This is a genomic window from Actinomadura chokoriensis (genome assembly GCF_041463665.1).
In the GTDB taxonomy this organism is placed as follows: Bacteria; Actinomycetota; Actinomycetes; order Streptosporangiales; family Streptosporangiaceae; genus Spirillospora; species Spirillospora chokoriensis_A.
Map to the genome: position 1 here is coordinate 71,695 of NZ_JAXCEJ010000004.1, position 24,763 is coordinate 96,457.

Below are 24,763 nucleotides of genomic sequence, written 5' to 3' on the forward strand. Positions count from 1 at the left end.
TCGGGGGTCAGGTCTTCCATCACTCCTCCGCTGTCCACCGGTTCAGCGCTTCAGGTCCGCCATCAGGACGCAGAGGCTGTCGCGCGTGATGGTCAACTTGGGGCCGTTGGGGCCGTTGGGGTCTTTGGAGTCTCGGATGCCCACGGTTTCGCCGAGGTCGGCCAGTTCGACGCAGTGGTCTCCCTGTGAGCTGCTGTAACTGCTCTTGCGCCACACGGGGCGAGCGGTCATGGCTTCCATCTCCTTCTGGCGTTCGCCGTCAGGACGTTGGGATGGTGCTCGATGTGTTAGCGCCCCAAGGCCGTGAGTAGAGCTGCGAACTCGTTGCGGGTGACGAGCAGCTTGGGTCCGTGCGGGTCCTTACTGTCGCGGACACCGACGGCCCCCGTTAGCCGGGCAAGCTCAACACAATGTCCTCCGTCGCTGCCGGAGTAGCTCGACTTCTTCCACAGTGGCCGAGTGATCAGGTCTTCCATCGGTCCTCCGTTGTGCACCGGTTCAGCGCTTGATGCCTGCCAGCAGAGTACGGAAGCCGTCGCGCGTGATGGTTAGCTTGGGGCCGTTGGGGTCTTTGGAATCTCGGACGCCCACGGTTTCGCCGAAGTCGGCCAGTTCGACGCAGGCGTCTCCCTGTGAACTGCTGTGACTGCTCTTCCGCCATGCGAGGCGAGGGGTCATGGCTTCCATACTTCGTCTGCAATCTCCCTGATCAGCCCCACCGACAGCTCTGCCGGTAGCGCATAGGTGGCGATGTCCGCGAACCGCTCGTGTAGCCGTTCTATGTCAGACGCCCCATCCAAGATCTTGCCTTGAGGCTCGGACGAAGTGTAAGCGATTCGCGAGTTTCCCGGCAGGGTCGCGATTCTGAACGCTCCCAAGTTGCCTGGATGTGGGGCACCGTCCGGGATCACCTGGACGGACAAGCGCGGCGATACGGCGTCGGCGATCCGGTGAAGCTGGTCGTACATCACCTCGGAGGTCCCGACGCGTGACCGCAGCACCCGTTCCGGGAGAATGTATATCAATCTCGGCGGAGCTGGTTCGTCCCTGGCGAGAATGGCTTGCCGAGTTAACCGGCCCTGCACTGCTTTCTGGTCGCCGTACAGGAGCACTTCGGCATAGCTCGGCGTCTGTAACAAGCCGTCGATCACGAGTGGTTCATAGGCTCGCATCGTCTCGGCCTGGGACTCGTAATCTGGCCAGTCGGCGAAGTGCTCCGGGAAGGCGGCGGAGCGGCCGTCGAAGAGGCCGTCGTGCAGGTGGGCGAGGGCCTCGCGGGTGTCCAGCACCCGGTCGCACTGTTCGGCGAAGACCCGGTCGCAGCCGGACTCGCCGCGCTCGATCTCGCCGATCGTGGAGGCGGAGAACGGGATCTGATCAGCGAGCTGGGCGAGGGACAGGCTCGCCATCTCGCGGTAGCGCCGTACCTCGGAGCCGAACAGGTCCAGTGGGCCGCGCGAGGGGGTGAGGCGCTTGGGGCGTTGCGGCATGTCGTCTTCCTCCGACCGGTGATGACCGAATGATGAACGGCGATGAACGCAGAGTCGCAATGATGCCCGCGACCACGTGCTTTGTGTCTCCCGTCCATCATCTCGCAGGCAACGCTCAGTTACAGGAAATTGCAGAGAGTGCCCGAGGTGATTCCTGATGACAGCACCGGCCTTGGCCCCAGAGGTCCCGACGATCGTTCTGGAGCCGACGGATGACGCTCCCCGTCGCGCGCGGCGCTTCCTCGCCGAGCGGTTCGCGGAATGGGGGATCGACGACGACTACGTGGGACGGCTCGTGGTGTGCGAGCTGGTCACGAACGCGTACCGGCACGGGGAGGGGCCGATCGTCGTGCGGGTGTTCCGTGACGAGAGCGACGGGCCCGTGGCGGTGGAGGTGTGGGACGCCGGTGAGGGGCGTCCCGTGATCCGGGCGGCGGACCAGGCGGCGACGTCGGGCCGGGGGCTGCTGCTCATGGCGCAGCTGGTGCAGGCCTGGGGCGTGCGGCCCCTCAACGAGGGCGGAAAGGTCACGTGGGCCAGGCTTCGCTGACTCGGGCCACGGCGGAGACGATGAGCATGCCCGTCATTCTGCTGCTGCTTCAGCACCTCTTCCCAGGGTGGACGATCACGCGGGAAGAGGGCGGGACCTGGAAGGCGTCCGTTTCCGTCTCGGACGTTGACGAATTGCTCGGAGCGCTTGCCGCCGCCGATCCGGGTGCCGCTCGCCGGGCCGCCTCCCTGTTGAAGGAGGGGAAATGATCAAGCGGGGGACTTGGTGTAGATCAGGTCGAAGTCGTGTTCCCAGGTCGCGTTGTCCAGGGACTTCTCCCAGGCGGCGTGAATGGTGCGGCCGTCGTCGCTGAGCGTTCCGGAGAAACGCTGGTCGAAGCCGGGAGCGTTCCGCCACAACTGCCAGACTTCCCCGTCGAAGGACATCTCGTAGACGCGGGACACGCCGCGCGAGTCGTAGTAGAGGACGGTGTACACGTCGGTCGAGTCGTCCCGGCTGATGAGCTGCGTGGAGGACGGGACGGGGGCGGGGGCCTCGGTCCGGATGCGCAGGAAGGCGCCGCCGTCGTGCCATTCGAACGTCGCTCGGGCCTGGCCTTCCCCGAACTGGGGGACCTCGATCGTCCATTCGCCTATGAGGGGCTTCAGTGGCTCCAGCGTCGGGTTCGGCGGTGGCGACATCGCGTGTCCTCCGGTTCTCGCGTCGCTTCAGCGGGCGGGGCGTTCGAAGACCAGTTCGCGGCCGTCCTCCTCGTCCCATTGCTCACCGATGTGGACGAAGCCGTGGCCCGCGATCGTGGCGAGCGACGCCTCGTTGTCGGGGCTGATCGTCGCGCGGACGGTCGTGACGGACGGTTCGGCGGCGGCGCGTTCCAGGAGGGCGGCGAGCATCGCGCGGGCGTAGCCCTTGCGGCGGTGGGCCGGGTCGACGGAGTAGGCGATCGTGACCGTGCCCTTCTCGGGCGCCCCGTGAAAGCCGGCGTGGCCGACGACGTGCTCTTCCGGTTCGGCGACGGCGGCCCGCACGATCCAGGGGGCGTGGGACGGGTCGCGGTCGAGCTGCGCGAGGCGGAATCGCCAGAGCGATTTCGCCTCGTCGGTGGTGAAGTAGCCGGTGAGGGGGATTCCGGCGGCGGCGGTGGCGCGCGGCAGGTCGGTGTCCAGCAGCGCGGTCATCGCGGCGGGCGGCAGTTCCACGAGCCGGATGGCGGGCGGCATGGCGGCTCCTTTCGAGGCGGGCCCATGGTCGGGCGCCACGCGTGCGCGATCGGTCATCGGCTCTTGGCGTGGTGGTCGGCGAGGCGGGTCAGCAGCCCGGTGAGCTGCTCGCGTTCGGGTGGTGTGAGCGGGGCGAGAAGGTCGTCCTGGATGCGGGCGAGCACCTCGTCAAGCTCCTGGAGGTGGCGGGACCCGTCCGCGGTGAGCGTGATGATGTTGCGGCGCCGGTCGGACGGGTCGGGGGAGCGGTCGATCAGCTCCTTGGCGGCGAGCTCGTTCAGCGCGGCGACGACGTCGCTGCGGTCGATCCCGGTGTGGCGGCCGAGCGTGGCCTGGCTGGACGGGCCGTACTCGTCGAGGGCGGCGAGCAGCCGGTAGTGGTAGCCGCGGGCGCCCGCGGCGGCGAAGCCGGCGCCGACCAGGCGGTGGCTGTGCGCCGAGACCAGGTTGATCAGCCAGCTCGGGGCGTGCCGGAGTCGCGCGGGCGTCCGGGCTTCGGCCGTCGTCATGCCGCTCATCCTACGGCTTGTTGGGAACGCCAACGAAGTATATTGTTGGCTGGTCCAACGTTGATTGCGCCAACGAAAGGACGGTCATGGACGATCGTCAGGAGCTGTCCACACTGGCCAGCCGCCTTGGGCGGTGGCTGGACGACAAGAGCCCCGGGGACGGGCGCGACCTTTTCACCGAAGACGCGGAGGCGCACACCCCCGGCGGCGTCGCGAAGGGCGTCGACGCTCTCATCGATCAGGCGCGCCGCAACCACGCGGTGCCGACCCAGCACTTCATCACCGATCCGCTCGTCGACGTGGACGGTGCCAAGGCCGCGATCAGCGCGAACCTCCTCGTCGTCTTCGCGAACGAGGGCGGGCCGCGCCTGCTGGGCGAACGCTACGAACTGGAGGCCGCCCGGACGCCGGACGGCTGGCGCATATCGCGGGTCCAGGCCCGTCCGATCTGGGAGGTCGCGGAAGCCTGAGACCGGGAGGCGAGGGCGCGACCGAGGGCGTCGGTCGCGCCCATGACGACGATCGCCTAGGGGCGGTCGAGGAAGCTCCGGACGAGCTTCACGAACTCGTCCGGCCGCTCCGCCATCAGGACGTGCCCGCTGTCGAACTCGGTGTACTCGCTGCCTTCGATGAGCGCGGCCACCTCCCGGTGGTTCTCGACCGGAACCGTCTGGTCACGGGTGCAGCCGACGACGAGCGTCGGCGCCTCGATCTTCGGGAGCAGCTCCCGGACGTCGAGTCGCCGGACCAGGTCGAGCTGGCGCTGCATGCCGTCCGTGGGACGCATGAAGCCGTGGGACTGCTCGGCCGCTTCGTGCCCGATCTCGTTCAGGAAACGGCGGCTGAAGGAGGTGACCGCCCCCAGCCGCCCGAAGCCTTCGGGAGTGCCGGCGAGAGCGAGCCACAGCGCGATCAGCTGCTGGAGGTACTCGTCGCCGCCGTGCGCGAGCCCCGCGATCGGGATCAGGCGCCGGACGAGGTCGGGGCGCAGCGCGGCCGCGGCGGCGGCCGTCGGCGCGCCCAGCGAGAAGCCGACCAGGTCGACCGGGGCGGCGCCGGTGTCCTCGATCACGGCGATGACCTGGGCGGCGAGCGCCTCGATGGTCAGCGGCGAGCCGCCGTCCTCGGCGGGGTCGGAGCCGGCCAGGTCGGGCAGGACGACCGTGTTGCGGTCGGTGAAGCTACCGACGAGCGCGTCCCACATGACCGAGCCGGGGCCCGCGCCGTGGACGAGGACGATTGCGGGTCCGGAGCCCTCCGTCCGGTAGGTGATCCGGGCGTTTCCAACGGTGAGGTTCGTCATGGCCTCGACGCTGCCAGCGGGCGGCCCGGGTGAGGAGCGGACCGCTCTGGCTAGGACAGGCGGTCCCAGTCTCAGCCGGGCCGCGAGCGCGGATCATTGAGGCATGGACATGGACCGCCGCGACCTCGCCGACTTCCTCCGTCGCTCGCGGGAGCGGCTGCGCCCGCACGACGTCGGCCTGGCGTCCGGGCCGCGGCGGCGCACGCCGGGGCTGCGCCGCGAGGAGGTGTCGCAGCTCGCGGGCATGTCCGCCGACTACTACATGCGCCTGGAACAGGCGCGCAGCCCGCAGCCGTCCGCCCAGCTCCTCGCCGCGCTCGCCCGCGCGCTGCGGCTGACGCGGGACGAACGCGACCACCTGTACGTACTCGCCGGGCACCGCCCGCCCGCCGGGCCGTTCGCCGGGGAGCACGTCCGGCCGGGCCTGCTCCACCTCCTCGACCGGCTGGAGGAGACGCCCGCGCAGATCATCGGGGACCTCGGCGACCTGCTCGTGCAGAACGCCACGGCCGAATCCCTTTTCGGCTGCGTCTGCACCGTGGACGGGGCCGACCGCAACATCGTCTGGCGGTGGTTCAGTGACCCGTTCGTCCGGGAGGCGTACCCGCCGGAGGAGCACGAGCACTACAGCCGCCTGCACGTCGCCGACCTGCGCGCCGCCGTCGCCCGCCGGGGCTCCGACGGACCGGCGCGGTCGCTCGTCCGGCGGCTCCGCGAGGCGAGCGACGAGTTCACCCGGCTCTGGGAACGCCATGAGGTCGCCGTCCGCCGCACCGCCCGGATGAGGGTGCTGCATCCCCAGGTGGGGCCGATCGAGTTCGACGCGGAGGTCCTGCTGACGCCGGCCGAGGACCAGCGCCTCGTCGTGTTCACCCCGCCTCCCGGCACCGCGACGTCCGACGCCCTCGCCCTCCTCCGCGTCATCGGCCCCGAAACCGCCCACCGCAGCCACACGTGAGACTTGCTCCTCGTGGGCGATACGCCGCAGGTCAGCGGCGGAGGCGCCAGAGGGACGTCGTCTCGGCGGCGCGGGCCGCGTGGAGGGGGTCGTCCCGGTCGGCGGCCCGGGGGTGGACGGGCTTGGCGTCGAGCCTGCCGGCGACCTGCAGGCCGGACGATTCGAACAGCGTGCGCAGGTCGTCGCGGGTGCGGAGCCCGAGGTGTTCGGCCAGGTCGGACAGGATCAGCCAGCCTTCTCCATCCGGTTCCAGATGGTCGGCGAGACCGGCGAGGAAGCCTCGGAGCATCCGGCTGGACGGATCGTAGACGGCGTGTTCGAGGGGAGAGCTCGGCTTGGCGGGAACCCACGGCGGGTTGCAGACGATGAGCCCGGCCCGTCCTTGCGGGAACAGGTCGGCTTGGACGACCTCGACCTGCTTCGCAACGTCCAGCCGGTTGACGTTCTCTTGGGCGCAGGCAAGCGCGCGCGGGTCGAGGTCGGTGGCGACGACGCGTTCCACGCCGCGGCGGGCCAGAACCGCCGCCAGGACGCCTGTGCCGGTTCCGATGTCGAACGCCGTCTTCGTCGGCGGAAGCGGGGCTTCGCCGACCAGGTCTACGTACTCCCCTCGGACCGGAGAGAAGACCCCGTAATGAGGATGGACGCGGTCGCCGCCAAGCGCGGGAACGGGCACGCCCTTCTCGCGCCATTCATGCGCGCCGATCAGCCCGAGCAGTTCACGCAGCGAGGTGACGTAGGGCTGATCGTCCGGCCCATGAGCCTCCGTGCAGGCGTCCTGAACGGATGGTGCCCGACGTAGCGGGATGACATGTCCCGGGTCGACAGGTATGAGAAGCATGCCTAGCGTCCGCGCGCGCTGGGCTCGTGCCTGACGATAAAGGTGAAAAGCCTGAACCTGGGACGGTTGAGGCTTCCCCTTACGCCGGCGCGGAGGACGGTCGATACGGCGCGCCATCGCCTGGAGGAGTTGGCGCGCGTTCTGGAAGTCGCCGCGCCACAGCAGCGCGGTGCCCTCGCAGGCCAGCCGGTAGGCGTGGTCCGCGCGGGTTTCGTCGTCGGCGACCACGACGCGGCGGGGCGGGGGCGCGCCGCTCTCCGACCGCCAGCGGACGCGATGGTCCCGGCCGCCCTCCCGCCAGGAGATCTCGTCCACACCGAGTACGGTATCGGCGTGCGTCTACCTGGGCCATTGCATGTGGTCAACGAGGGCCTCGCCTTCCTCGTGGAGGTCGCGGCCATCGTCGCGCTCGCGTGGTGGGGCTTCGCGACCGGCGGGAACCTGTTGATCAACGTCGTCCTCGGCCTCGCGGCGCCGGCGGCGGCGATCGTCCTGTGGGGCCTGCTCGCCGCGCCGCGCGCCCGGTTCAAGGTCGCGCTGCCGCTCGTCCTGCTGGTGAAGGCCGTCGTGTTCGGCTCCGGCGCGCTGGCCCTCTACGGCGTCGGCCACACCGCCGCCGCGATCGGTCTCGCCGTGATCGCCTTGCTGAACACGGCCCTCGCGACCCTCGACCGCGAGGCCCACTTCCGTACGGCGGTCCAGTGAGCCGGTGATACACCGCCGTCCGGACTCGACCCGATGGCGCGTCAGGCTGGAGCGGCCGCACCAGGGTCGGCGAGGTCGGCGCTGGAGCGGCAGGTGGACGTCTCGGCCAGCTTGTGAAGAGCCGCCTCGGAGGGCGAGCCCGGTTCGGCCGCGTAGAGCATCAGGCGGCTGAGGTCGGGGTCGCCGGGCAGGTGCAGGGTCTCGTAGGGCAGGACGAGCCGTCCCACGTCCGGGTGCTCGATACGGGCCTCGCCGTGCGTCAGATCAGCGACGTGGTGCGCCGACCACATCCGATGGAACTCCGGGCTCCTCTCCCGCAGGCAGTCGATGACCGCGCGCAGGTCCGGGTCGTCCGGGTCCTGGGCTGAACGGAACCGGAGATAGGCGGCGTTGCGTGCGGCCACCGTCGGCCAGTTGGCGCCCAGCCGGGCCTTGTAGTCGTCGTTCAGGTGGATCTGGTGCGACCAGGTCCGCTCGTCCGCCGGGACGCTCGCGAGGTCGACGAACACGGCGGCGGTGAGCCGGTTCCAGGCGACGACGTTCGTGTGATGGCCGACGACGTACGCGGGCGCGTGCGTGATCGAGTCGAGCAGGTGCTGGAGCGGGGCGCGCAGGCGCGGCGGTCCGGTGCCGGGCGCCCGGCGCGGCGGATGCGCGAGGCGGTGCAGGTGGGCGTGCTCGTCGCCGTCCAGCCGCAACGCCCGCGAGACCGCGTCCAGGACCTCGGCGGAGACGCCGTCGGCCGTCCCCTGCTCCAGCCGGATGTAGTACGCGACGCTGACGCCGGCGAGCTGCGCGAGCTCCTCCCGCCGCAGCCCGGGCACGCGCCGCCGCGTCCCGTAGGAGGGGACGCCGGCGTCCTCGGGCCGCAGCCGCGCCCGCCGCGACTTCAGGAATTCGCCGAGCTCACCGTTGCGCGCCATGCGGCCGAGGCTATCCGGCCTGTTTCGCGGTGATGTCGCCGTTGCTGGTGGTCAGGTCGAGCGAGTGCGGGGCCGACGCGTCGTTCGGGACGCCGATCTTCCGGTCGCCGTTGCCGGTGCGCGTGGTCACGCGGTACCGCCCCGCCGGGACGGTGACCGTGACCTCACCGTTGGAGGTCTTCGCACGGACGTCCTGCGGCGTCGCGAGCGTCAGGGCGATCTTTCCGTTGGAGGTCTGGGCGTCGACGCCGCCGCCCTTGAGCCCGCTTCCCTCGATCCTGCCGTTGGACGTCCTCGCCTTGACCGGACCGGCGACGTCTTCCAGGTGGACGGAGCCCGAACTGGTCGCCACGTTCACCGCGCCCACCCTGGACAGGTCGATGGAGCCGCTGGAGGTGTTGCCGCTGACGGGGAGGCCGGCCGGCAGATCGAGCGTGTAGCGCACCGAGCAGCGCGAGCCGCAGCCGCGCAGCTTCAGCACGCCGTTCTCGATCCGGTGCGTCGGCCCGGCCGGCTTGTCACCGTGGTACTTCACGGAACGATGGAGGGACGCCACGGAAGCTCCGCCGCGGATGGTCACACGGCCGGACCCGATGTCGTCCAACTGCACCGAGGTGACTTTTCCCTTCAACGAGGCGTCGTCCTCGAATGTCGATCCGAAGGCGACATCGCAGGCGCTCAGCGCGGTCACGCTGACCGCGGCTACGGCGAGGGCAAAGAACTGGCCACGCATGGGGGATCCTTCTGGTCGATCAGGCCGGACGCTGTCGAGCCTAGGAAGATCGCTACCGGACGGCCTTCACGCCACGGAGCCAAGTTCGCCGTCCCTCCCAGGTTCCTAAGCCTGCTACTGGGAGTAGTACGAACGAGCGGGGGCTGGGTAGGCGCGTCCTAAGCAGCGATGGTCTCCTGCATGACCGCACTCACCACCGCAGTCTCCGCTCCCATCGAGCGGATGTCGTCGCGGCACAAGCTGGTACTGACCCTTCTTCTCGGCGCGCAGTTCATGCTCGCCATCGACTTCTCCATCCTGAACGTGGCGTTGCCCGTCGTCGGCAGGGGACTGGGCTTCAGCCTGGACGGCCTTCAGTGGATCGCCACGGCGTTCGCTCTCCCCGCCGCCGGTTTCACGCTCCTGTTCGGTCGCGTGGCCGATCTGTTCGGACGGCGCCGGATGCTGCTCGCAGGAATGGCTCTCTTGGCCGGAGGGTCCCTCGTCGGCGGGCTGGCCATGTCACCGGCGATGCTGCTGTTCGGGCGGGTCCTGCAAGGGCTGGCCACGGCGATCGCCACGCCGGCCGCCCTGTCGCTGCTCACCACGTCCTTCCCGGAAGGGCCGCTCAGGACGCGTGCACTCGGGCTCAGCGGCGCGCTGATGTCGGCGGGGTTCACCGTCGGCGCGATCCTCGGCGGGGTGCTCACCGACCTGCTGAGCTGGCGCTGGGCGTTCCTGGTCAACGTGCCGGTCGCGGTGCTGATCCTCGCGGTCACGCCCGCGGTGGTCACCGAGAGCCGGGCCCGGGACGGGGCGAAGCTGGACGTTCCGGGCGCGGTGACCGTCACCGGCGGCCTCCTCGCCCTCGTGTACGGGATCACGACGGCCGGATCGCGGGGCTGGACCGCGCCCGCGGTCGCCGCGCTCGTGGCCGCCGCCGCCCTGCTCGTCGCGTTCGTCCTGGTCGAGCGGCGCTCGCCGGCTCCGCTCGCGCCGGTGCACGTCCTGACCCGCCGGACCGTCACCTGGGGCAACGTGGGCGGATTCGTCGCCTTCGCCACCGAAACGTCGCTCGTGTTCCTGCTCACGCTCTACCTGCAGCAGGTCCTGGACTTCTCGCCGCTCGCCACCGGCCTCGCGCTGGGCATCCTCGGCGCCGGGACGTTCGCCGGCGGGGTCGCCGCGCCCCGGATCATGGGCCGGCTCGGCGGCCGGACGACCCTGGTCTCCGGGCTCGTCCTGCAGGCCGCCGCGACGGCCGCGCTGCTCGGTCTCGGCGAGTCGCGCGGCGGGCTCGGCCTGCTGCTCGCCGCCACCGCGATCGGGGGATTCGGGAACCTCGTCGCGATCGTCGCGTTCATGGGGATCGCGACGTCCGGGCTGCCGGACGGCGAGCAGGGCCTCGCGACCGGCCTCGCCACCATGACGCAGCAGGTCGCCATCACCCTCGGCATCCCCGTGATGAGCGCGGTGGCCACCGCGAACACGTCCGTCCTCGGCGGCGTCCACGCCGCGACCGCGGTGAACGTCGCGATCGTCCTCGCCGGAGCGGCCCTCGTGGGCTCGTTCCTCCGCCGTGCCTGAAGGGCAGCACCATGGATCTCGAACTCGACGGCAAGGTCTTCGTCGTCACCGGCGCGTCCGCCGGGATCGGCGAGGCGACCGCCCGGCTGCTCGTCGGCGAAGGCGCCCACGTCGTCGGCGTCGCGCGCACCTCCTCCGACGTCGCCGCCGACCTCACCGACCCCGCCGCCGCCCAGCGCGTGGTGGACATCGCCCTCGAACGGCATGGACGGCTCGACGGCCTGGTGAACAACGCCGGAGCCCTCGTATCCCGGATCGGATTCCTCGACGTCACCGACGAGCAGTGGCACGCCACCTTCGAACTCAACTTCCACGCGGCCGTCCGCATGGCGCGTGCCGCGCTCCCCGCCCTGATCGACCAGGGAGCGGGAAGCATCGTCCACATCTCCAGCGAGGCCGGGCGTTTCCCTGACACGCCCCTGGTCGACTATGCGGCGTCCAAGACGGCCCTGTTGTCGGTGTCCAAGACGCTCGCGGGGGAGTTCGGCCGCTGTGGCATCCGCTCCAACATCGTCACGCCTGGCCCTACACGAACCCGACTCTGGGACGAGCCCGGAGGGTTCGCCGACCAGTTGGCCGTCCAGTACGGGCTGCCGGTAGAGGACGCCATAGAGCGGTTCGTCCGCGAGGAGCGACGCCTCCCTGCCGGACGTTTGGGCACTCCGCAGGACGTCGCGCGGGTCATCGCCTATCTGCTGTCGCCCCTGGCCGCCCAAGTCACGGGCGCCGAATGGACGGTGGACGGCGGGGCGCTACGCCAGCTCTGAACCACGCCAGCTCTGAGTACGCCGGCTCTGAACGATCGGTGGCGTGCCGGACGGCTCCGGCACGCCGCCGGTCGTCTCAGGCGGGCACCTTGTCGAGGAAGCCGTGGACGCGGTCGAAGCGGCCGTCCTCGGTGAACACCGCCACGTCGAAACCGACGACGATCGCCTCCCCGCCCTCCGGGCCGAGCTCCCAGGTGAAGCGGGCCACGTTGTGGTGGGCGTCCACGGTGCCCGCCGGGCGGAACACCAGGCCGGGGAACTGCTGCTGCGCGGCGCCGACGAACGCGTCGATCGCGTCCCGCCCCTCGGCCACCCCGAGCGGGTCGACGTAGACGGGGTTCTCCGTCCACAGCTCGTCGATCGCCGCCCGCCGCGCGGCCGGGTCGGTCTCGTTCCAGATCGCCAGGTAGCGCTCGACCCGCTGCTGAACATCGCTCATTTCATGGCTCCCGTCTGATCACCCGGGTTCGGCCCCCGGTGACCACTACGTTGCCAACGTCGCGACGGAAGATCGATTACCTGGGACGTCATCCCCGGTCATCGAGAACGACCCCGGTCAGTCGAGCACCGGGTCAGTCGAGCACCGCTTCGGGTCAGTCGAGCACCACCCCGGGTCAGTCGAGCACCACCCTGTCGGCCGCGGTGCGGGCGAGGCGCTCGGCGAGCGCGACGGCCTCCTCCATGGAGTCCCTGCCTTCCAGCCTGGGCGTGTAGGAGAGCCAGATGTTGACGTTGCCCCTGCGCGCGGAGATCTGGACCTGGGTGACGCGATTCGGGTCGCCGTGGGTGGACGTGACGATGGTCGCCTCGTCGCCGACGCCCGGCAGCGGCCGAGCGCCCTCGTCGTCGGGTGCCGGGCCGGAGACGCCCTCGCGGAAGTTCTGTTCGGCCTGCTCGATCCCGCCGTCCATGCCCAACTCGTACTCGTGCGACTGGTATTCGAGCATCAGCGAAACAGACTCGAAGCGGCATTCGGAGTTGTCGCCGAGGCAGGTGCTCCACGTTTTCCCTCCCGCTGTTCAAAGGGACGATCGTAGTGCCGTCGATGATGATGTCGTTTTCTCGCTAGTGAGGACGTATCGCCATCGGCGATGCTGGGTGCATGCACGAGGACGTGGAAAGGTGCGTACGGGCCGTCCAGTCGAAGGACGCCCGCTTCGACGGATGGTTCTTCGGCGGTGTGGTGACCACCGGGATCTACTGCCGTCCGAGCTGCCCGGTCGCCCCGCCCAAGCGCGAGAACATGCGCTTCTATCCCAGCGCCGCCGCAGCGCAGCAGGCAGGATTCCGCGCCTGCAAGCGATGCCGGCCTGACACGTCCCCTGGCTCGCCCGAGTGGAATCACAGAGCGGACGTCGTCGCGCGGGCCATGCGCCTTATCGCCGATGGTGTCGTCGACCGCGAAGGCGTGACCGGCCTCGCGGGACGGCTCGGCTACAGCACACGCCAGATCGAACGCCAGCTCAATGCTGAACTGGGAGCCGGCCCACTTGCTCTAGCACGAGCCCAGCGTGCTCAGACAGCACGACTCCTCATCGAAACGACTTCCCTCCCTATGGGCGATGTCGCGTTCGCGGCGGGGTTCGCCAGTATCCGCGCCTTCAACGACACCGTCCGCGACGTGTTCGCGCTTACTCCAACCGGGTTGCGCGAACGTGTCGCCAAAGGGCATCCGCCCGCCGGTTCAGGGGCGCTGTCCCTGCGGCTCCCGTTCCGTGCGCCGCTCTGCCCGGACAACCTCTTCGGCCACCTCACGGCCACCGCCGTCCCAGGCGTCGAGGAGTGGCGGGACGGTTCGTTCCGCCGCGCTATGCGGCTCCCCCACGGACATGGCATCGCGACCCTCCGGCCCCAGCCCGACCACGTCGCCTGCACGCTCAGCCTCACCGACCTGCGCGACCTCACGATCGCGATAAGCCGCTGCCGCTGGATGCTCGATCTAGACGCCGATCCCGTCGCGGTGGACGACCTGCTCCGCAGCGACCCCGTCCTCGCCCCGCTGGTAGACAAGGCTCCGGGACGACGTGTACCCCGCACCGTGGACGCCCCCGAGTTCGCCGTGCGAGCCGTCCTGGGGCAGCAGGTGTCGACGGCCGCAGCCCGCACACATGCTTCACGCCTGGTCGCCGCCTACGGCGAACCCATAGACGATCCAGACGGCGGGCTCACGCACCTCTTCCCGACGCCGTCCGCATTGGCGGAGCTTGACCCGGAGACGCTCGCGTTCCCGAAAACCCGACGCACCACCCTTCTCACCCTCGTCGACGGACTCGCGACCGGTGCGATCGACCTTGGCGTAGGGAGCGACTGGGAAGAAGCCCGCGCGCGCTTGTCCGAGCTACCCGGCTTCGGCCCGTGGACCATCGAGACCATCGCGATGCGTGCTCTCGGAGACCCGGACGCCTTCATCCCAAGCGACCTCGGAATCCGGGCCGCCGCCAAGACCCTCGACCTGCCGGCCACCCCGGCAGCCCTGACCCGGCGTGCCGCCCAGTGGCGCCCTTGGCGGGCGTACGCCGTCCAGTACCTGTGGGCCACGGGCGACCACCCCATCAACCTGCTCCCCACTCACTGAGGAACCTCATGCCTACACACGTCGTCCTGGACAGCCCCGTCGGCCCTCTCACCTTGGTGGCCACAGACGGTGCCTTGACCTTGTCCGGGCTCTACATGGAGAAGCAGCGGCACCTCCCCTCCGAGGAGACCTTCGGCGCACTCGCCGACGCGGACAGCGAACCCTTCGCGACCGTCGCCGCCCAACTCAGCGCCTACTTCGCCGGCGAACTGACCGAGTTCGACGTGCCGCTGGCCCTCCACGGGACGCCTTTCCAACAGCGCGTCTGGGCGGCGCTCCAGGAGGTCCCCTACGGCGAGACCATCACCTACGGCGAGCTCGCCGTCGAGATCGGAAGCCCCTCCGCGTCCCGCGCGGTCGGCCTCGCCAACGGCCGCAACCCGGTCGGCGTCGTCGTCCCCTGCCACCGCGTCGTCGGCTCCACCGGCTCCCTCACCGGCTACGGCGGCGGCCTCGACCGCAAGCGATACCTTCTCGACTTCGAGCGCAAGACCAGCACCAGCGGCGGGGTGACGACACTTTTCTGACCGGCTGTCAGAGGCGGCGGCTAACGTGCTCCACGTAGCCGTTCACCGTTGGAGGCTGATCGAGGTGAAGTTCCGAGTCGACCGGCAGACGCTCGCCGACGCCGTCGCGTGGGCGGCGCGGACGCTGCCGACGCGCCCTGCCCTGCCCGTCCTCGCGGGCATGCTGGTCGAGGTCACCGACAAGGGCGAACTCACCCTCGCCGGGTTCGACTACGAGGTGTCCGCGCACGCCCGGGAGGACGCCGACGTCACCGAGCCGGGCCGCGCCCTCGTCCCCGGCCGCCTGCTGTCGGACATCGTCCGCAACCTTCCGCCGCAGCCGGTAGAGGTCTTCACGAAGGGCTCCGAGGTCGTGGTCCGCTGCGGCCCGGCCGAGTTCGGCCTGCTCACGATGCCCGTCGAGGACTACCCCACCCTCCCCGAGCCGCCCGCCCGCGCGGGCACCGTCCCCGGCGACCTGTTCGCCACCGCCGTCGCCCAGGTCACCCCCGCCGCCGGACGCGACGAGACCCTGCCCATGCTCACCGGCGTCCGCATCGACATCGAGGGCGACACGATGTGGCTCGCCTGCACCGACCGCTACCGCATCGCCGCCCGCGAGCTGACCTGGTCGCCCGACGATCCCGGTTTCACCGCCGGCGTCGTCGTCCCCGCCCGCACCCTCGCCGACACCGCCAAGTCGATCAAACGCGGCGCGGAGGTCGCCATCAACCTCGGCGGCACCGCCGACACGCTCATCGGCGTCTCCGGCGGCGGCCGCAGCATGACCAGCCGCCTCCTTGACGACCAGTACATCAACTACAGGTCCCGGCTCACCGGCACCTGGTCGTCCGTCGCCGAGATCCGCGTCGCCCCGTTCGTCGAGGCGATCAAACGCGCCGCCCTCGTCACCGAGCGCGGCACCCCCGTCCGCCTGGGCTTCACGGCCGACGAGGTCCGCATCCGCGCGGCCACCGGCGACTCCGCCCGCGCCAACGAAGCGCTCGCCGCGTCCCTCACCGGCGACGACATCGACATCGCCTTCGCGCCCCAGTACCTGCTGGACGGCCTCGCCGGCATCGACACCGAGTACGCCAGGCTCGAATGCGCCGGCCCCACCAAGGCCGCGCTCCTCACCGCGATCCCCGACAAGAAGGACGACCCTGACAAGAAGGAGGACGAGGAAGCCCCGCCCGAGACCGACACCGGTTACCGCTACCTGGCCATGCCCGTCCGCCTGACCTCCTGACCCTCCTGACCCGCCCGCCCCCGTCAGAGGTCCAGGACGGCGAGGACGAAGTGAACCTCGTCCTTGCCCGCGTTCCCGTAGGAGTGGGGGCGGTCGCCGACGAACACGGCGGCGGCTCCCCGCTCGACGAGGTCCGTCCGGCCGTCCACGCCGAGGGTCAGCGTGCCCTGCTGCACGTAGACGATCTCCTTGGTGCCCGGGACGTGCGCGTCGCTCTCCCGCGTTTCCCCAGGCAGGAGCACCCAGTGCCACAGCTCCAGCGACGGCCTCGGGTCGCTGCCCGCCAGCAGCGTCCCCGTCCCGCCGTGCTCGCCCTCCCACAGGACGACGTGCCGTTCGGGCCGGAACATCCGCACCGGCGGCTCCTCCTCCACCTGCACGAGCCGCGTCAACGGCACGCCGAGCGCGTCCGAGATGCGGATGAGCGTCCCGAGGTTCGGGTTGCCGCGGCCCTGCTCCAGCCCGACCAGCACGCCCTTGCTCACCCCGGCGCGTCCGGCGAGCTCGTCCAGGCTCCACCCGTGGCCGGCCCGCAGTGCGCGGACGGTCCGCGCCACGGCCTCCCCGATCGCCTCCTGCTCGCTCATCACCCTCCCGCGCCTGTCCGCGTCGCCCGGCCGCCCGGCCGGTCGAGGCGTCTCCGACCTTGGCCGAGCACGTCCAACGCGTGCGACGCCCGCACCGCGCGACCAGTTTCTCGCAGTCCTGTCCCGCCGCGCCCAGCGACCGCGGTGGCGTCCCCGCGCCCCGGCCCTGGCGGTCGGTATAGTGGTATGTAGATTTCATTAAAGTGACCGTTTGGAGGGTTCGGGGTGCTGGAACGGGTTGCCGTGGACGAGGCGGTTCGGGAACTGCGTCCCGACTTCGCCGTGCTCGTCATGACCGCCGAAGGGCTGGCGAACGGGCCCGGCGACGAGGCGTCGGAAGGGTGGCTGGCCGAGGCCGCCGCGAAGGCGGATGCCGCCGACCCGCACGTGGAGGCATGGCGCGACGCCTACCGGGCGTTCGGGGCCAAGCCGAACCGGACGCGCCCGTCGGTCGACGCGCTGCTCCGCCGCGCGGACGCCCTCCCGTCCATCAACAGGGTCGTGGACGCCTACAACGCGGTCAGCGTCGAGTACGCGCTGCCGATCGGCGGGGAGGACCTCGACGCCTACCAGGGGCCCGCGCGGCTGGTCAGGGCCACGGGGGACGAGCCGTTCGACGTGATCGCGGGCGGGCAGCCCGCCGTCGATCACCCGGACGCGGGCGAGGTCGTCTGGCGGGACGACGCGGGCGTGACGTGCCGGCGCTGGAACTGGCGCCAGTGCGTCCGGACCCGGCTGACGGAGACCACGAAGAACGGCCTGTTCCTGCTCGAACGCCTTGAGCCGTACCCGATCGAGCGGCTGGCCGAGGCGGGCGACCGGCTGGCCGAGCGGCTCCGCGCGATCTCGCCGGACGTGCGGGTCGAGAGCCGGCTGCTCGGCGGGCGGTAATGGTCACGATCCTCGCGCTGAGCGCCGCGCTCGCCTACGGGGTCGCCGATTTCCTCGGCGGCGCCGTGGCGCGGAAGTCGACGGCGCTGAAGGCACTCACCTGGTGCGTTCCGATCGGGCTCGCGGTCGTGCTGGCGTCGGCGCTGCTCGGCGGCGGCAGCGCGAGCCCCGGCCCCATGGCCTGGGGGCTCGCGGCGGGCCTGTCCGGCGGCGCGGGCTTGATCGCGTTCTACCGGGCGCTGGCCCGGGGGCCGATGAGCGTGGTGGCGCCGGTGTCCGCGCTGGCCGCCGCGGTGCTGCCGGTGGCGGCGGGCATCGCGAGGGGCGAGCGGCTGGACGCCTCCGTCCTGGTCGGGGTGCTGCTGTGCCTGGTCGCGATCGGGCTGGTCAGCATGGAGGAGGGGGACGGCGGCAAGGCCGTCGCCGGCCGGCGGCTGCTGGACTCCGGCCCGATCATGGCCGCCGTATCCGGAACCTGCTTCGGTGTCTTCTTCGTCCTGCTGAAGGCGGCGGGCGACGGCAGCGGGCTCTGGCCGATCGTCGGCGCCCGCGTCGGCAACCTGGTCATCGTCGCCGCGGCGCTGCTGTTCATGGCCCTCCGCGGACGCGACCTCGGCCCGAAGGTCTCCGGGCGGACGCTGGTCGCGCTCGCGCTGCTGTCCGGCAGCCTGGACGCGGGCGCGAACGTCCTGTACTTCATGGCCGTCCACAACGGCCTGCTGAGCCTCGCCGCCGTCCTCACGTCCCTCTACCCGGCGATCACCGTGCTGCTCGCAAGGGTCGCCTACAGCGAGCGCTTGCGCGTCATCCAGCGCGTGGGCATGGCCGTCGCCGTCGCCGGCGTAGCACTGGTCACGGTCGGCTGAGAAGACTTCGTCCGCCGCTATCGAGCCAACGCGGCCTGCAATCGAGGTATCGATTGCCGGTTGCGCCCCTCGAGATCCCCCACGATACCTATTCCGGCCTAGCCTTCGCCCCAATATGGGCAGACCATAATTTTTGGTACGATATACTCCGGGGTCCGCTGACGTGCGACATGCGCAGCGCGGATGATTTCTCTCTTCTTCTCGGGGGTGGGCGTGGAGGAGAATCGCCGCAGCATTGCCGCATGGTCGGGGATCGTTGCCGCGATCATCACCAGTCTTATCGGATTCAAAGAGCTCACCGGCGTGAACCTGCTCAAGGAGATCTTGGGCAAACCGACTCCGACCAGCGCTGCGGCGCCGCCCGCGGTGGAAGCGAGGCCCCCCGGCGGAAGGTCGCCAAAATTCAGAACCGTTTCCATTGAATTTCGGGGACCGTGTGACAAGTACTCCGGATGCAATGTCGGTGGAACGTTTCGAAATTACGGGGGCGACGGGGGGTCGGCCGTCATCTTCTATGTGAAGTCGAGCCACCTCAAATGGCTGCTCGCGCAATGCTCCGCCACCTTGCCGCACACCGAGCACCTCGAAACGGCGACTGTGGAGTGCAATGCAAATAACGGTCACCTGTACAACTATATGACCAACTACACCAGCGGGATAAGGTTGCAGGCCTGGGTGGACAATCCCTGAGCGGTCAGAGTGAGCTCTGGGCTTCCGCAGCATGCCGAGCGTGAACGCGCCAGGGGCGACACCTCGTAAGGCGTCGCCCCTGGCGTTCTGACTGTTCAACGTGGCGGTGGTGGTGGGATTCGAACCCACGGAAGGTTGCCCTTCACACGCTTTCGAGGCGTGCGCCCTCGTCCACTAGGCGACACCACCGCAGGAGAGCCTACCTGACTCTGCGGTGCGCGAAGAACTCGATAAGCAGTGCGCCGCACTCGTCGGCCATGACTTCGGCGATCACTTCGGGCCGGTGGTTGAGCCGCCGGTCGCGGACGACGTCCCACAGCGAGCCGACCGCGCCCGCCTTCGGGTCGACCGCGCCGTAGACGACGCGGTCGAGGCGGGCCTGGACGGACGCGCCCGCGCACATCGTGCAGGGCTCCAGCGTGACGACGAGCGTGCAGCCGGGCAGCCGCCACGTTCCGAGGGACGCCGCCGCGGCCCGCATCGCGACGATCTCCGCGTGCCCGGTCGGGTCGGCGGAACGCTCGCGGTCGTTGCGGCCGGCGCCGATGACCTCGCCGGACGCGTCCAGGACGACCGCTCCGACCGGGATCTCGCCGTCCTCGAACGCCTTGCGCGCCTCGTCCAGCGCCAGCCGCATCGCCGGAACGAAGCCCTCGGCGACCGGATCGCGGGGGTCAGTCACGGAGGCGGTCGAACTCTTCACCGAAGCCGGCCTGCTCGGCGACGGCGAGGAGGGCGTCGCCGGGGAGGGCGCGCTCGCCGAGGTCGGTGAGCCGCTTGGCGTCGAGCCCGAGGTCTTCGAGCAGGGCCGGGTCGCCGCCGGAGTCGCCGTCGGGGACCTCGCCGACGAGCTGCTGGAACAGCGAGCCGAGCCCGTCCTCGCGCACGGTGGACACGTAGGCGCGCGGCTCCCCCTCCCCGTCCAGCCGGACGACGGCGAACCAGTCGTCGTCCTGCTCGATCATCAGCAGCACCGGGTCGCCGTAGGACTCGACGGCGGCCTCCCGCATCAGGTCGGCGACGTCGTCGACGTGGTCCGCCTCGGCGAGCACGGCCTCGGTGCCGACCCAGCCCTGGGGGGTCTGCGCGAACACGGCGGCGAAGTATGACACGTGCTCATTGTGACCCACAGGGTTGCCGTGGTCACACCCCTTTCACGGGGTGAATCGGGCATCGGGTGCCCGGAGGCGGTTGTGAATAAACTTCGGATTTTGTCCGGTGGCGGACGGCCGCCCGTCCTTCCCCCGCGTCCCGTGAGTCCGGATACTCCACAGCGGTCCCCATCCGGGAGGAGTGCCATGGGCGCGGACGAGCTGACGAGGCGCGGATTTCTGGCGGGGACGGCCGGCGCCGCGGCGGTCCTCGCGACGAGCGCCGCCGGAGGGTCGTCCACCGAGGCCCATGCCGCCCAGCTCGCGGCGGCGAGGCGCGCACCCGTCGGCGAACTCCCCGACCCGGAGGAATCCGGCATCGATCACATCGTCGTCGTGATGATGGAGAACCGGTCCTTCGACCACTACATGGGCTGGCTGCCCGGCGCGGACGGCCGCCAAGCCGGCCTCACCTTCGCCGACGCCGACGGCAACGAGCACGCCACCCACCACCTGAAGGCGCCCTGGGGCTGCGGCTTCTCCGACCCCGATCACTCCTACGAGGGCGGACGCGTCGAGTACAACGACGGCGCATGCGACGGATGGCTGCGGGCCGGCGACAACGACGTGTTCTCCATCGGCTACTACGAGGCACCCGACCTCGGCTTCCACGGCCGCGCCGCCCTCGACTGGACGGTCTGCGACCGCTACTTCCCGGCCGTCATGTCGTGCACGTTCCCCAACCGGATCTTCCAGCACGCGGGCCAGACCGACCGGATCTCCAACACGCTGACGATCTCCGAGACCACCACCATCTGGGACCGCCTGAAGGCCAAGGGCATCTCGTGCCGCTACTACTTCAGCGACGTCCCGCTCACGGCGATCTGGGGACTGCGCCACCTCGACATCAGCCGGAACATCGGGGAGTTCCGCAGGGACGCCCGCAACGGCCGGCTGCCCGCGGTCAGCTTCGTCGAGCCCGGCTTCCTCGGCGAGATCTTCCTGCCCGGGATGTCGGAGGACGAGCATCCGCTCGCCGACATCCGCTTCGGGCAGGCGTTCCTGAACGAGGTCTACACGGCCGTCGTCAGCTCACCGAACTGGCCGCGCACCCTGTTCGTGATCAACTACGACGAGTGGGGCGGGTTCTTCGACCACGTCCCGCCGCCCGCCGGGCCCGACCCGCGTCCCGACCTCGGCACCGGGCTGCGCGGCTTCCGCGTCCCCTGCCTGCTGATCTCCCCGCGGGCCCGGCGCGGCGCCGTCGCGCACGAGGTGTACGACCACACGTCCGTCCTGAAGGCGATCGAGTGGCGCTGGGGCCTGGAACCGCTGACCGTACGGGACGCCGCCGCGCGCAACATCGCCGAGGTGCTCGACTTCACCGGCCCGCCCGACCTGCGCGCACCCCGCTACGACGCCAGGCGCCCGATCAGCCTCGGCTGCCTGGACCCGGCGCACAGCCACACCGGCGACGACTGGGCGGGCCTCAACGCCTACGCCCGGGCACACGGCTTCCCCGGCGCCGGGTGACCCGCCCGACCCGCCTGACCGCGCGGTCAGGCGACGGCGTCCAGGGCGCGCTCGAAGGCGGGGGCGAAGCCGATGCGGCCGGCGATGCTCAGCAGCATCTCGTCCGGGTACAGCTCCAGGTCGCCGGAGATCGCGCCGAGTTCCATCTCGTCCAGCCCGAGATCGGCGAAGATCGACATGTCGCCGACCGGGAGGACCTGGTCGAGTTCCTCGTCGTCGGGGACCGGGATGTCCAGGTAGTCGAGGACCTGGCGGGCCAGCGGCCAGTCGACCGAGGCCGTGACGTCCGACAGGAACACCATCACCTCGTCGCCGAGCAGGCGGATCGCGACGAAGAAGTCGTCGCCGACCGAGACCAGCCCCACCGTGCCGCCGAGGCTCGGCTGCTGGCGCAGGGCATGGATCAGCCCCGCGAGGTCCTCGGTCAACGCGACCGGGAGGATCTCGGCCTCCCAGCCCTCGTCTTCCCGGTACACCACGACGGCGAAGTCCGTCGCGTCCACATCCGTCATTTCCACCCCACCGGCGCGTCTCCTGCCAGGGCATGGTCGCAGATGCGGCGCGCGCTCGCGTGCCCCACCGTCAAACTCGGCGCCGCACCCGCGGCCAAGCCCGGGAGGCGGCACCACATATTGGTACCTGGCGCCAAGAACCTATCCAATCCGCATCAATTGATGCGGAAGGTGCGGCGGCGCAGCTGCGCGTGGATCCGCGCGCGGCGGGACCGGTGCGGCGTCACCCGGCGGCGCAGCTCCCGCGCCTCCGCCAGCTCGCGCAGGAAGATCGCGCGGCGGCGCAGATGATCGCGCACCTGCTCGGGGGAGATGTCGCCCTGGGGGCCCGGCCGCGCCGGGACGTCCTCGCCTGCGGCGTCGGTCCTGCTCGCGGCGTCGGTCTGGCTTCCGGCCTTACCTGTGACATCGGTCACCGCGGCGTCCGCGGACGGGGGCGCGGCCCCGGAAACAGGGCCGGTGGCAGGGGGTTCGGAGGGTCCGGGAGCGGCGGCGGCCTTGCGCGGGGGCACCGCCGGACCGGCTGGATCGGGCGGATCGGGCGCGGATTCGCCCGCCCGCGCCGGTCCTCCCGGCTGTTGATCGCTCTCGCTGTTCATATCGCCATGGTGCCCAGCTCAGCGGCGTCCTATCCTAGATCGGCCCGGTCCCGCCCGAGCGGCCCGCTGGGCTACGGTGAGCCCATGCAGACCCTCGCCGTCGATCACCCCCTCGTCGCGCACAAGCTCACCACGCTGCGGGACGTCCGCACCGACTCCCCCACCTTCCGGCGCCTGGCGGACGAACTGGTCACCCTCCTGGCCTACGAGGCCACCCGCGACGTCCGGGTCGTGGAGGCGACCGTCAAGACCCCGCTCGTCGAGGCTCAGGGCGTCCAGCTCGCCAGCCCGAAGCCGCTCGTCGTGCCGATCCTGCGCGCCGGGCTCGGGATGCTCGACGGGATGACGCGGCTGCTGCCCACCGCCGAGGTCGGGTTCCTCGGCATGATCCGGGACGAGGGCACGCTGCAGGCGGAGACGTACGCGACCCGTCTGCCGGACGACCTGTCCGGGCGGCAGTGCTACGTCCTCGACCCGATGCTCGCCACCGGCGGGACGCTCGCCGCCGCGATCCGGCTGCTGTTCGAGCGCGGCGCCGACGGCGTCACCGCGATCTGCCTGCTCGCCGCGCCGGAGGGGCTGAAGTACCTGGAACAGGCGTTCGCCGACATCTCGGCGCCGGTCCGGGTGGTCACCGCCGCGATCGACTCCCACCTCAACGAGCAGGGCTTCATCATGCCCGGCCTCGGGGACGCGGGGGACCGCCTGTACGGCGCCGTCTGACCTCCTCCCCCGGCCCGTCCCCCGGCGGGGCCGGGCCTGCGGCCCGAAACCGGACGTGACCAGCGATGTTCGTTCCGGGGCGCAAGGGGTAACAACCTCCTACGGAACGCCGGTGCGCGTTCCCCTCCACCGTCCCGGCACAGGGGACCGGTAACGGACCGGGCGGTGCGAGCGAGGCCGAGGAAACATGATGGCTCACCATGGGGACGATCTGCCGCGCTACGCGGCGATCGGCGAGCGGCTCACCGAGGAGTTCGACGGGGTGCACGGCGCCGACACGGTGAACCGGTGCGTCTCCGCCGCGCGCTACGGCGCCGAGGAGGTCACGGGGGCGGCGCCCCCCGACCTCGTCGAACGCATCGCGCGCCGGCACCTGGAGGTGCTCGCGACGGTCGCGGCCGAGAAGCGCCGCAAGGCGAGCAGGTCGTCGCTGGACAACGCCCCATAACGGGACGTCCGGCCGGCCCTGCGTCGCAGGGTGCTGAATCGGCGTCCATCCGGTCACGGCAACGCGCCACAGGCCTTGCTTTGCCGGTAGGACGCACTGTGCGAAACTGAACCCGGGGTCTGGGTCAACGCTCCGGGAGGCTGCCGTGCCCGCCAAGAAGTACCTGACGTGGGCCGCGGTGGCCTTCGTGGCTTTCTACGTCATCAACCAGCCGGACGGCGCGGCGCAGTCGGTCGAGAACGCGGCCAACGGCCTCGCGTCCGCCGCGGGTTCCCTGGCCACCTTCGTCGACGCGCTCGCCTGACGGGGCCGCCATGAGACTCGTCACCCCCGGGGACTCGGCGCCCGCGTCGGTCAACAAGTACCTCCTCCCGCACGAGAACCAGGTGATCACGGTGCGCCGGCATCCGGCCGTGCTGATGGTCCCGGTCGGTCTCGTCCTCGGCGGCCTGATCATCGCGGGCGTGCTGAGCAACACCGTCGCCAGCGACGCCGGGACGGTCATCAGCTGGATCTGGTGGGGCTGGCTCATCCTGCTCGCCTGGTTCGTCTGGCGCGTGGCGGAATGGTCCGTCGACTACTTCGTGATCACCAACCAGCGGATGCTGCTGACCACCGGCCTGATCACCCGCAAGGTCGCGATGATGCCGCTGGCCAAGGTCACCGACATGAGCTTCAAGCGGACGATCGCGGGCCGCATGCTCGGCTACGGGGAGTTCATCCTGGAGTCCGCCGGCCAGGACCAGGCGCTCACGAACGTGGACTACCTGCCCTACCCCGAGCAGCTGTACCTCGAAGTCTGCGAAATGATCTTCCCGAACAAGAACCCGGAGCCGGTGGAGAAGACGCTCCCCCCGCCCCCGCCGCCGCGCCGGCCCAAGCGGCAGGACGACGTCCCGACCAGCCCGGGCCCGGCGGGCGGCCCCGACCCCGAGCCGTAGACGTCCTCCCGGGCCGTGCCGGACGGTCG

35 protein-coding genes, 1 tRNA gene and 1 pseudogene are annotated in these 24,763 nt (G+C 70.6%); 18 read left to right on the plus strand and 19 right to left on the minus strand.

The features are described from left to right. Positions 1 to 42 precede the first annotated feature (42 nt). Genes SM418_RS08880 through SM418_RS08895 form a run of 4 tightly spaced genes read right to left on the minus strand, consistent with a single transcriptional unit; the run spans position 43 to position 1,490 of the window. Entirely contained in the window at positions 43 to 231 is a 189-nt protein-coding gene (locus SM418_RS08880) for a DUF397 domain-containing protein (RefSeq protein WP_371940424.1), read from the minus strand. Positions 232 to 287: 56 nt separating this feature from the next. Continuing rightward, positions 288 to 476 (minus strand): DUF397 domain-containing protein, encoded by a 189-nt coding sequence (locus SM418_RS08885; RefSeq protein ID WP_371940423.1) that lies wholly within the window; start codon positions 474 to 476, stop codon positions 288 to 290. A 22-nt stretch (positions 477 to 498) separates the two neighbouring features. Continuing rightward, positions 499 to 687 carry a DUF397 domain-containing protein gene (locus SM418_RS08890; protein ID WP_371940422.1) on the minus strand — a complete coding sequence of 63 codons (189 nt, stop codon included), beginning with the start codon at positions 685 to 687 and terminating at the stop codon, positions 499 to 501. Further along, entirely contained in the window at positions 675 to 1,490 is an 816-nt protein-coding gene (locus tag SM418_RS08895) for a helix-turn-helix domain-containing protein (protein ID WP_371940421.1), read from the minus strand. The genes SM418_RS08890 and SM418_RS08895 overlap by 13 nt, the downstream gene beginning before the upstream one ends. 157 nt (positions 1,491 to 1,647) lie before the next feature. Between SM418_RS08895 and SM418_RS08900 the strand changes: the two genes are divergently transcribed. Then, positions 1,648 to 2,040: an ATP-binding protein gene (locus SM418_RS08900; protein WP_371940420.1), complete on the plus strand. Its 393-nt coding sequence runs from the start codon at positions 1,648 to 1,650 to the stop codon at positions 2,038 to 2,040. Positions 2,041 to 2,066: 26 nt separating this feature from the next. Continuing rightward, positions 2,067 to 2,249, plus strand: a complete 183-nt coding sequence (locus tag SM418_RS08905) for a hypothetical protein (RefSeq protein WP_371940419.1) — start codon at positions 2,067 to 2,069, stop codon at positions 2,247 to 2,249. Here SM418_RS08905 and SM418_RS08910 read toward each other — a convergent pair whose 3' ends face one another. The 3 genes from SM418_RS08910 to SM418_RS08920 are packed head-to-tail and all read right to left on the minus strand — an operon-like array spanning position 2,250 to position 3,727. Continuing rightward, positions 2,250 to 2,681, minus strand: a complete 432-nt coding sequence (locus SM418_RS08910; protein ID WP_371940418.1) for a hypothetical protein — start codon at positions 2,679 to 2,681, stop codon at positions 2,250 to 2,252. 27 nt (positions 2,682 to 2,708) lie between these two features. After that, positions 2,709 to 3,218, minus strand: a complete 510-nt coding sequence (locus SM418_RS08915) for a GNAT family N-acetyltransferase (RefSeq protein WP_371940417.1) — start codon at positions 3,216 to 3,218, stop codon at positions 2,709 to 2,711. Positions 3,219 to 3,271: 53 nt separating this feature from the next. Continuing rightward, entirely contained in the window at positions 3,272 to 3,727 is a 456-nt protein-coding gene (locus SM418_RS08920) for a MarR family winged helix-turn-helix transcriptional regulator (RefSeq protein ID WP_371940416.1), read from the minus strand. A gap of 86 nt (positions 3,728 to 3,813) precedes the next feature. Between SM418_RS08920 and SM418_RS08925 the strand changes: the two genes are divergently transcribed. After that, positions 3,814 to 4,197: a nuclear transport factor 2 family protein gene (locus SM418_RS08925; RefSeq protein WP_371940415.1), complete on the plus strand. Its 384-nt coding sequence runs from the start codon at positions 3,814 to 3,816 to the stop codon at positions 4,195 to 4,197. A gap of 56 nt (positions 4,198 to 4,253) precedes the next feature. On the opposite strand, the gene SM418_RS08930 is transcribed toward SM418_RS08925, so the two are convergent. After that, positions 4,254 to 5,030, minus strand: a complete 777-nt coding sequence (locus SM418_RS08930) for an alpha/beta fold hydrolase (RefSeq protein ID WP_371940414.1) — start codon at positions 5,028 to 5,030, stop codon at positions 4,254 to 4,256. Positions 5,031 to 5,133: 103 nt separating this feature from the next. Here SM418_RS08930 and SM418_RS08935 point away from each other — a divergent pair, with 103 nt between their 5' ends. Further along, positions 5,134 to 5,988, plus strand: coding sequence for a helix-turn-helix transcriptional regulator (locus SM418_RS08935; RefSeq protein ID WP_371940413.1), 855 nt, complete (start codon positions 5,134 to 5,136; stop codon positions 5,986 to 5,988). 31 nt (positions 5,989 to 6,019) lie between these two features. Here SM418_RS08935 and SM418_RS08940 read toward each other — a convergent pair whose 3' ends face one another. Continuing rightward, positions 6,020 to 7,144: a 50S ribosomal protein L11 methyltransferase gene (locus SM418_RS08940; RefSeq protein ID WP_371940412.1), complete on the minus strand. Its 1,125-nt coding sequence runs from the start codon at positions 7,142 to 7,144 to the stop codon at positions 6,020 to 6,022. An 18-nt stretch (positions 7,145 to 7,162) separates the two neighbouring features. Here SM418_RS08940 and SM418_RS08945 point away from each other — a divergent pair, with 18 nt between their 5' ends. After that, a complete protein-coding gene (locus SM418_RS08945) occupies positions 7,163 to 7,534 on the plus strand; it encodes a YrdB family protein (RefSeq protein WP_371940411.1) in 372 nt (123 codons plus the stop codon). Between the two features lie 41 nt (positions 7,535 to 7,575). On the opposite strand, the gene SM418_RS08950 is transcribed toward SM418_RS08945, so the two are convergent. Both SM418_RS08950 and SM418_RS08955 read right to left on the minus strand, forming a co-directional pair. Next, positions 7,576 to 8,457, minus strand: coding sequence for a helix-turn-helix domain-containing protein (locus tag SM418_RS08950; RefSeq protein WP_371940410.1), 882 nt, complete (start codon positions 8,455 to 8,457; stop codon positions 7,576 to 7,578). Positions 8,458 to 8,467: 10 nt separating this feature from the next. After that, complete coding sequence (locus SM418_RS08955) at positions 8,468 to 9,190, minus strand: DUF4097 family beta strand repeat-containing protein (RefSeq protein WP_371940409.1); 723 nt, start codon at positions 9,188 to 9,190, stop codon at positions 8,468 to 8,470. Positions 9,191 to 9,370: 180 nt separating this feature from the next. Here SM418_RS08955 and SM418_RS08960 point away from each other — a divergent pair, with 180 nt between their 5' ends. After that, positions 9,371 to 10,756, plus strand: coding sequence for an MFS transporter (locus tag SM418_RS08960; RefSeq protein WP_371940408.1), 1,386 nt, complete (start codon positions 9,371 to 9,373; stop codon positions 10,754 to 10,756). Between the two features lie 11 nt (positions 10,757 to 10,767). After that, positions 10,768 to 11,523: an SDR family NAD(P)-dependent oxidoreductase gene (locus SM418_RS08965; protein WP_371940407.1), complete on the plus strand. Its 756-nt coding sequence runs from the start codon at positions 10,768 to 10,770 to the stop codon at positions 11,521 to 11,523. Between the two features lie 76 nt (positions 11,524 to 11,599). Here SM418_RS08965 and SM418_RS08970 read toward each other — a convergent pair whose 3' ends face one another. Next, complete coding sequence (locus tag SM418_RS08970; RefSeq protein WP_371940406.1) at positions 11,600 to 11,962, minus strand: nuclear transport factor 2 family protein; 363 nt, start codon at positions 11,960 to 11,962, stop codon at positions 11,600 to 11,602. 175 nt (positions 11,963 to 12,137) lie between these two features. Continuing rightward, entirely contained in the window at positions 12,138 to 12,470 is a 333-nt protein-coding gene (locus tag SM418_RS08975; RefSeq protein ID WP_371940405.1) for a hypothetical protein, read from the minus strand. A 155-nt stretch (positions 12,471 to 12,625) separates the two neighbouring features. Between SM418_RS08975 and SM418_RS08980 the strand changes: the two genes are divergently transcribed. From SM418_RS08980 to dnaN, 3 genes are all read left to right on the plus strand, one after another. Next, positions 12,626 to 14,098, plus strand: coding sequence for an AlkA N-terminal domain-containing protein (locus SM418_RS08980; RefSeq protein WP_371940404.1), 1,473 nt, complete (start codon positions 12,626 to 12,628; stop codon positions 14,096 to 14,098). A gap of 8 nt (positions 14,099 to 14,106) precedes the next feature. Continuing rightward, positions 14,107 to 14,625 carry a methylated-DNA--[protein]-cysteine S-methyltransferase gene (locus SM418_RS08985; RefSeq protein WP_371940403.1) on the plus strand — a complete coding sequence of 173 codons (519 nt, stop codon included), beginning with the start codon at positions 14,107 to 14,109 and terminating at the stop codon, positions 14,623 to 14,625. Positions 14,626 to 14,689: 64 nt separating this feature from the next. Beyond that, positions 14,690 to 15,853 (plus strand): DNA polymerase III subunit beta, encoded by a 1,164-nt coding sequence (gene dnaN, locus SM418_RS08990; RefSeq protein WP_371940402.1) that lies wholly within the window; start codon positions 14,690 to 14,692, stop codon positions 15,851 to 15,853. A gap of 23 nt (positions 15,854 to 15,876) precedes the next feature. On the opposite strand, the gene SM418_RS08995 is transcribed toward dnaN, so the two are convergent. Next, entirely contained in the window at positions 15,877 to 16,440 is a 564-nt protein-coding gene (locus SM418_RS08995; protein ID WP_371940401.1) for a helix-turn-helix domain-containing protein, read from the minus strand. 225 nt (positions 16,441 to 16,665) lie between these two features. On the opposite strand from SM418_RS08995, the gene SM418_RS09000 reads away from it, so the two are divergent. From SM418_RS09000 to SM418_RS09010, 3 genes are all read left to right on the plus strand, one after another. Next, positions 16,666 to 17,331 carry a B3/B4 domain-containing protein gene (locus tag SM418_RS09000; protein WP_371940400.1) on the plus strand — a complete coding sequence of 222 codons (666 nt, stop codon included), beginning with the start codon at positions 16,666 to 16,668 and terminating at the stop codon, positions 17,329 to 17,331. After that, positions 17,331 to 18,197: an EamA family transporter gene (locus SM418_RS09005; protein ID WP_371940399.1), complete on the plus strand. Its 867-nt coding sequence runs from the start codon at positions 17,331 to 17,333 to the stop codon at positions 18,195 to 18,197. Before SM418_RS09000 ends, SM418_RS09005 begins: the two co-directional genes overlap by 1 nt. Positions 18,198 to 18,380: 183 nt before the next feature. Continuing rightward, positions 18,381 to 18,887 (plus strand): hypothetical protein, encoded by a 507-nt coding sequence (locus SM418_RS09010; RefSeq protein ID WP_371940398.1) that lies wholly within the window; start codon positions 18,381 to 18,383, stop codon positions 18,885 to 18,887. 101 nt (positions 18,888 to 18,988) lie between these two features. On the opposite strand, the gene SM418_RS09015 is transcribed toward SM418_RS09010, so the two are convergent. The 3 genes from SM418_RS09015 to SM418_RS09025 form a co-directional block, all read right to left on the minus strand. Then, positions 18,989 to 19,076, minus strand: a tRNA-Ser gene (locus SM418_RS09015). Between the two features lie 10 nt (positions 19,077 to 19,086). After that, positions 19,087 to 19,524 carry a tRNA adenosine(34) deaminase TadA gene (gene tadA, locus SM418_RS09020; protein ID WP_371940491.1) on the minus strand — a complete coding sequence of 146 codons (438 nt, stop codon included), beginning with the start codon at positions 19,522 to 19,524 and terminating at the stop codon, positions 19,087 to 19,089. Between the two features lie 37 nt (positions 19,525 to 19,561). After that, positions 19,562 to 19,999, minus strand: a complete 438-nt coding sequence (locus SM418_RS09025; RefSeq protein ID WP_371940397.1) for a tRNA adenosine deaminase-associated protein — start codon at positions 19,997 to 19,999, stop codon at positions 19,562 to 19,564. A 186-nt stretch (positions 20,000 to 20,185) separates the two neighbouring features. Between SM418_RS09025 and SM418_RS09030 the strand changes: the two genes are divergently transcribed. Then, the gene (locus tag SM418_RS09030) at positions 20,186 to 21,511 is read left to right on the plus strand and encodes an alkaline phosphatase family protein (RefSeq protein ID WP_371940396.1); all 1,326 of its coding nucleotides are present in this window, start codon (positions 20,186 to 20,188) and stop codon (positions 21,509 to 21,511) included. A 26-nt stretch (positions 21,512 to 21,537) separates the two neighbouring features. Here the strand turns inward: SM418_RS09030 and SM418_RS09035 are convergent, their stop codons facing one another. Beyond that, entirely contained in the window at positions 21,538 to 22,023 is a 486-nt protein-coding gene (locus SM418_RS09035) for a tRNA adenosine deaminase-associated protein (protein WP_371940395.1), read from the minus strand. A gap of 155 nt (positions 22,024 to 22,178) precedes the next feature. Further along, positions 22,179 to 22,439 (minus strand): hypothetical protein, encoded by a 261-nt coding sequence (locus SM418_RS09040; protein ID WP_371940394.1) that lies wholly within the window; start codon positions 22,437 to 22,439, stop codon positions 22,179 to 22,181. A 267-nt stretch (positions 22,440 to 22,706) separates the two neighbouring features. Between SM418_RS09040 and upp the strand changes: the two genes are divergently transcribed. The 4 genes and pseudogenes from upp to SM418_RS09060 form a co-directional block, all read left to right on the plus strand. After that, on the plus strand, positions 22,707 to 23,345 hold the full coding sequence (gene upp, locus SM418_RS09045) for a uracil phosphoribosyltransferase (RefSeq protein ID WP_371940393.1): 639 nt from the start codon (positions 22,707 to 22,709) through the stop codon (positions 23,343 to 23,345). 190 nt (positions 23,346 to 23,535) lie between these two features. After that, the gene (locus SM418_RS09050) at positions 23,536 to 23,793 is read left to right on the plus strand and encodes a hypothetical protein (RefSeq protein ID WP_371940490.1); all 258 of its coding nucleotides are present in this window, start codon (positions 23,536 to 23,538) and stop codon (positions 23,791 to 23,793) included. A gap of 145 nt (positions 23,794 to 23,938) precedes the next feature. Next, complete coding sequence (locus SM418_RS09055; protein WP_371940392.1) at positions 23,939 to 24,097, plus strand: hypothetical protein; 159 nt, start codon at positions 23,939 to 23,941, stop codon at positions 24,095 to 24,097. A gap of 10 nt (positions 24,098 to 24,107) precedes the next feature. Further along, positions 24,108 to 24,617, plus strand: a pseudogene (locus SM418_RS09060) (PH domain-containing protein); the annotation flags it as partial. Positions 24,618 to 24,763 lie beyond the last annotated feature (146 nt).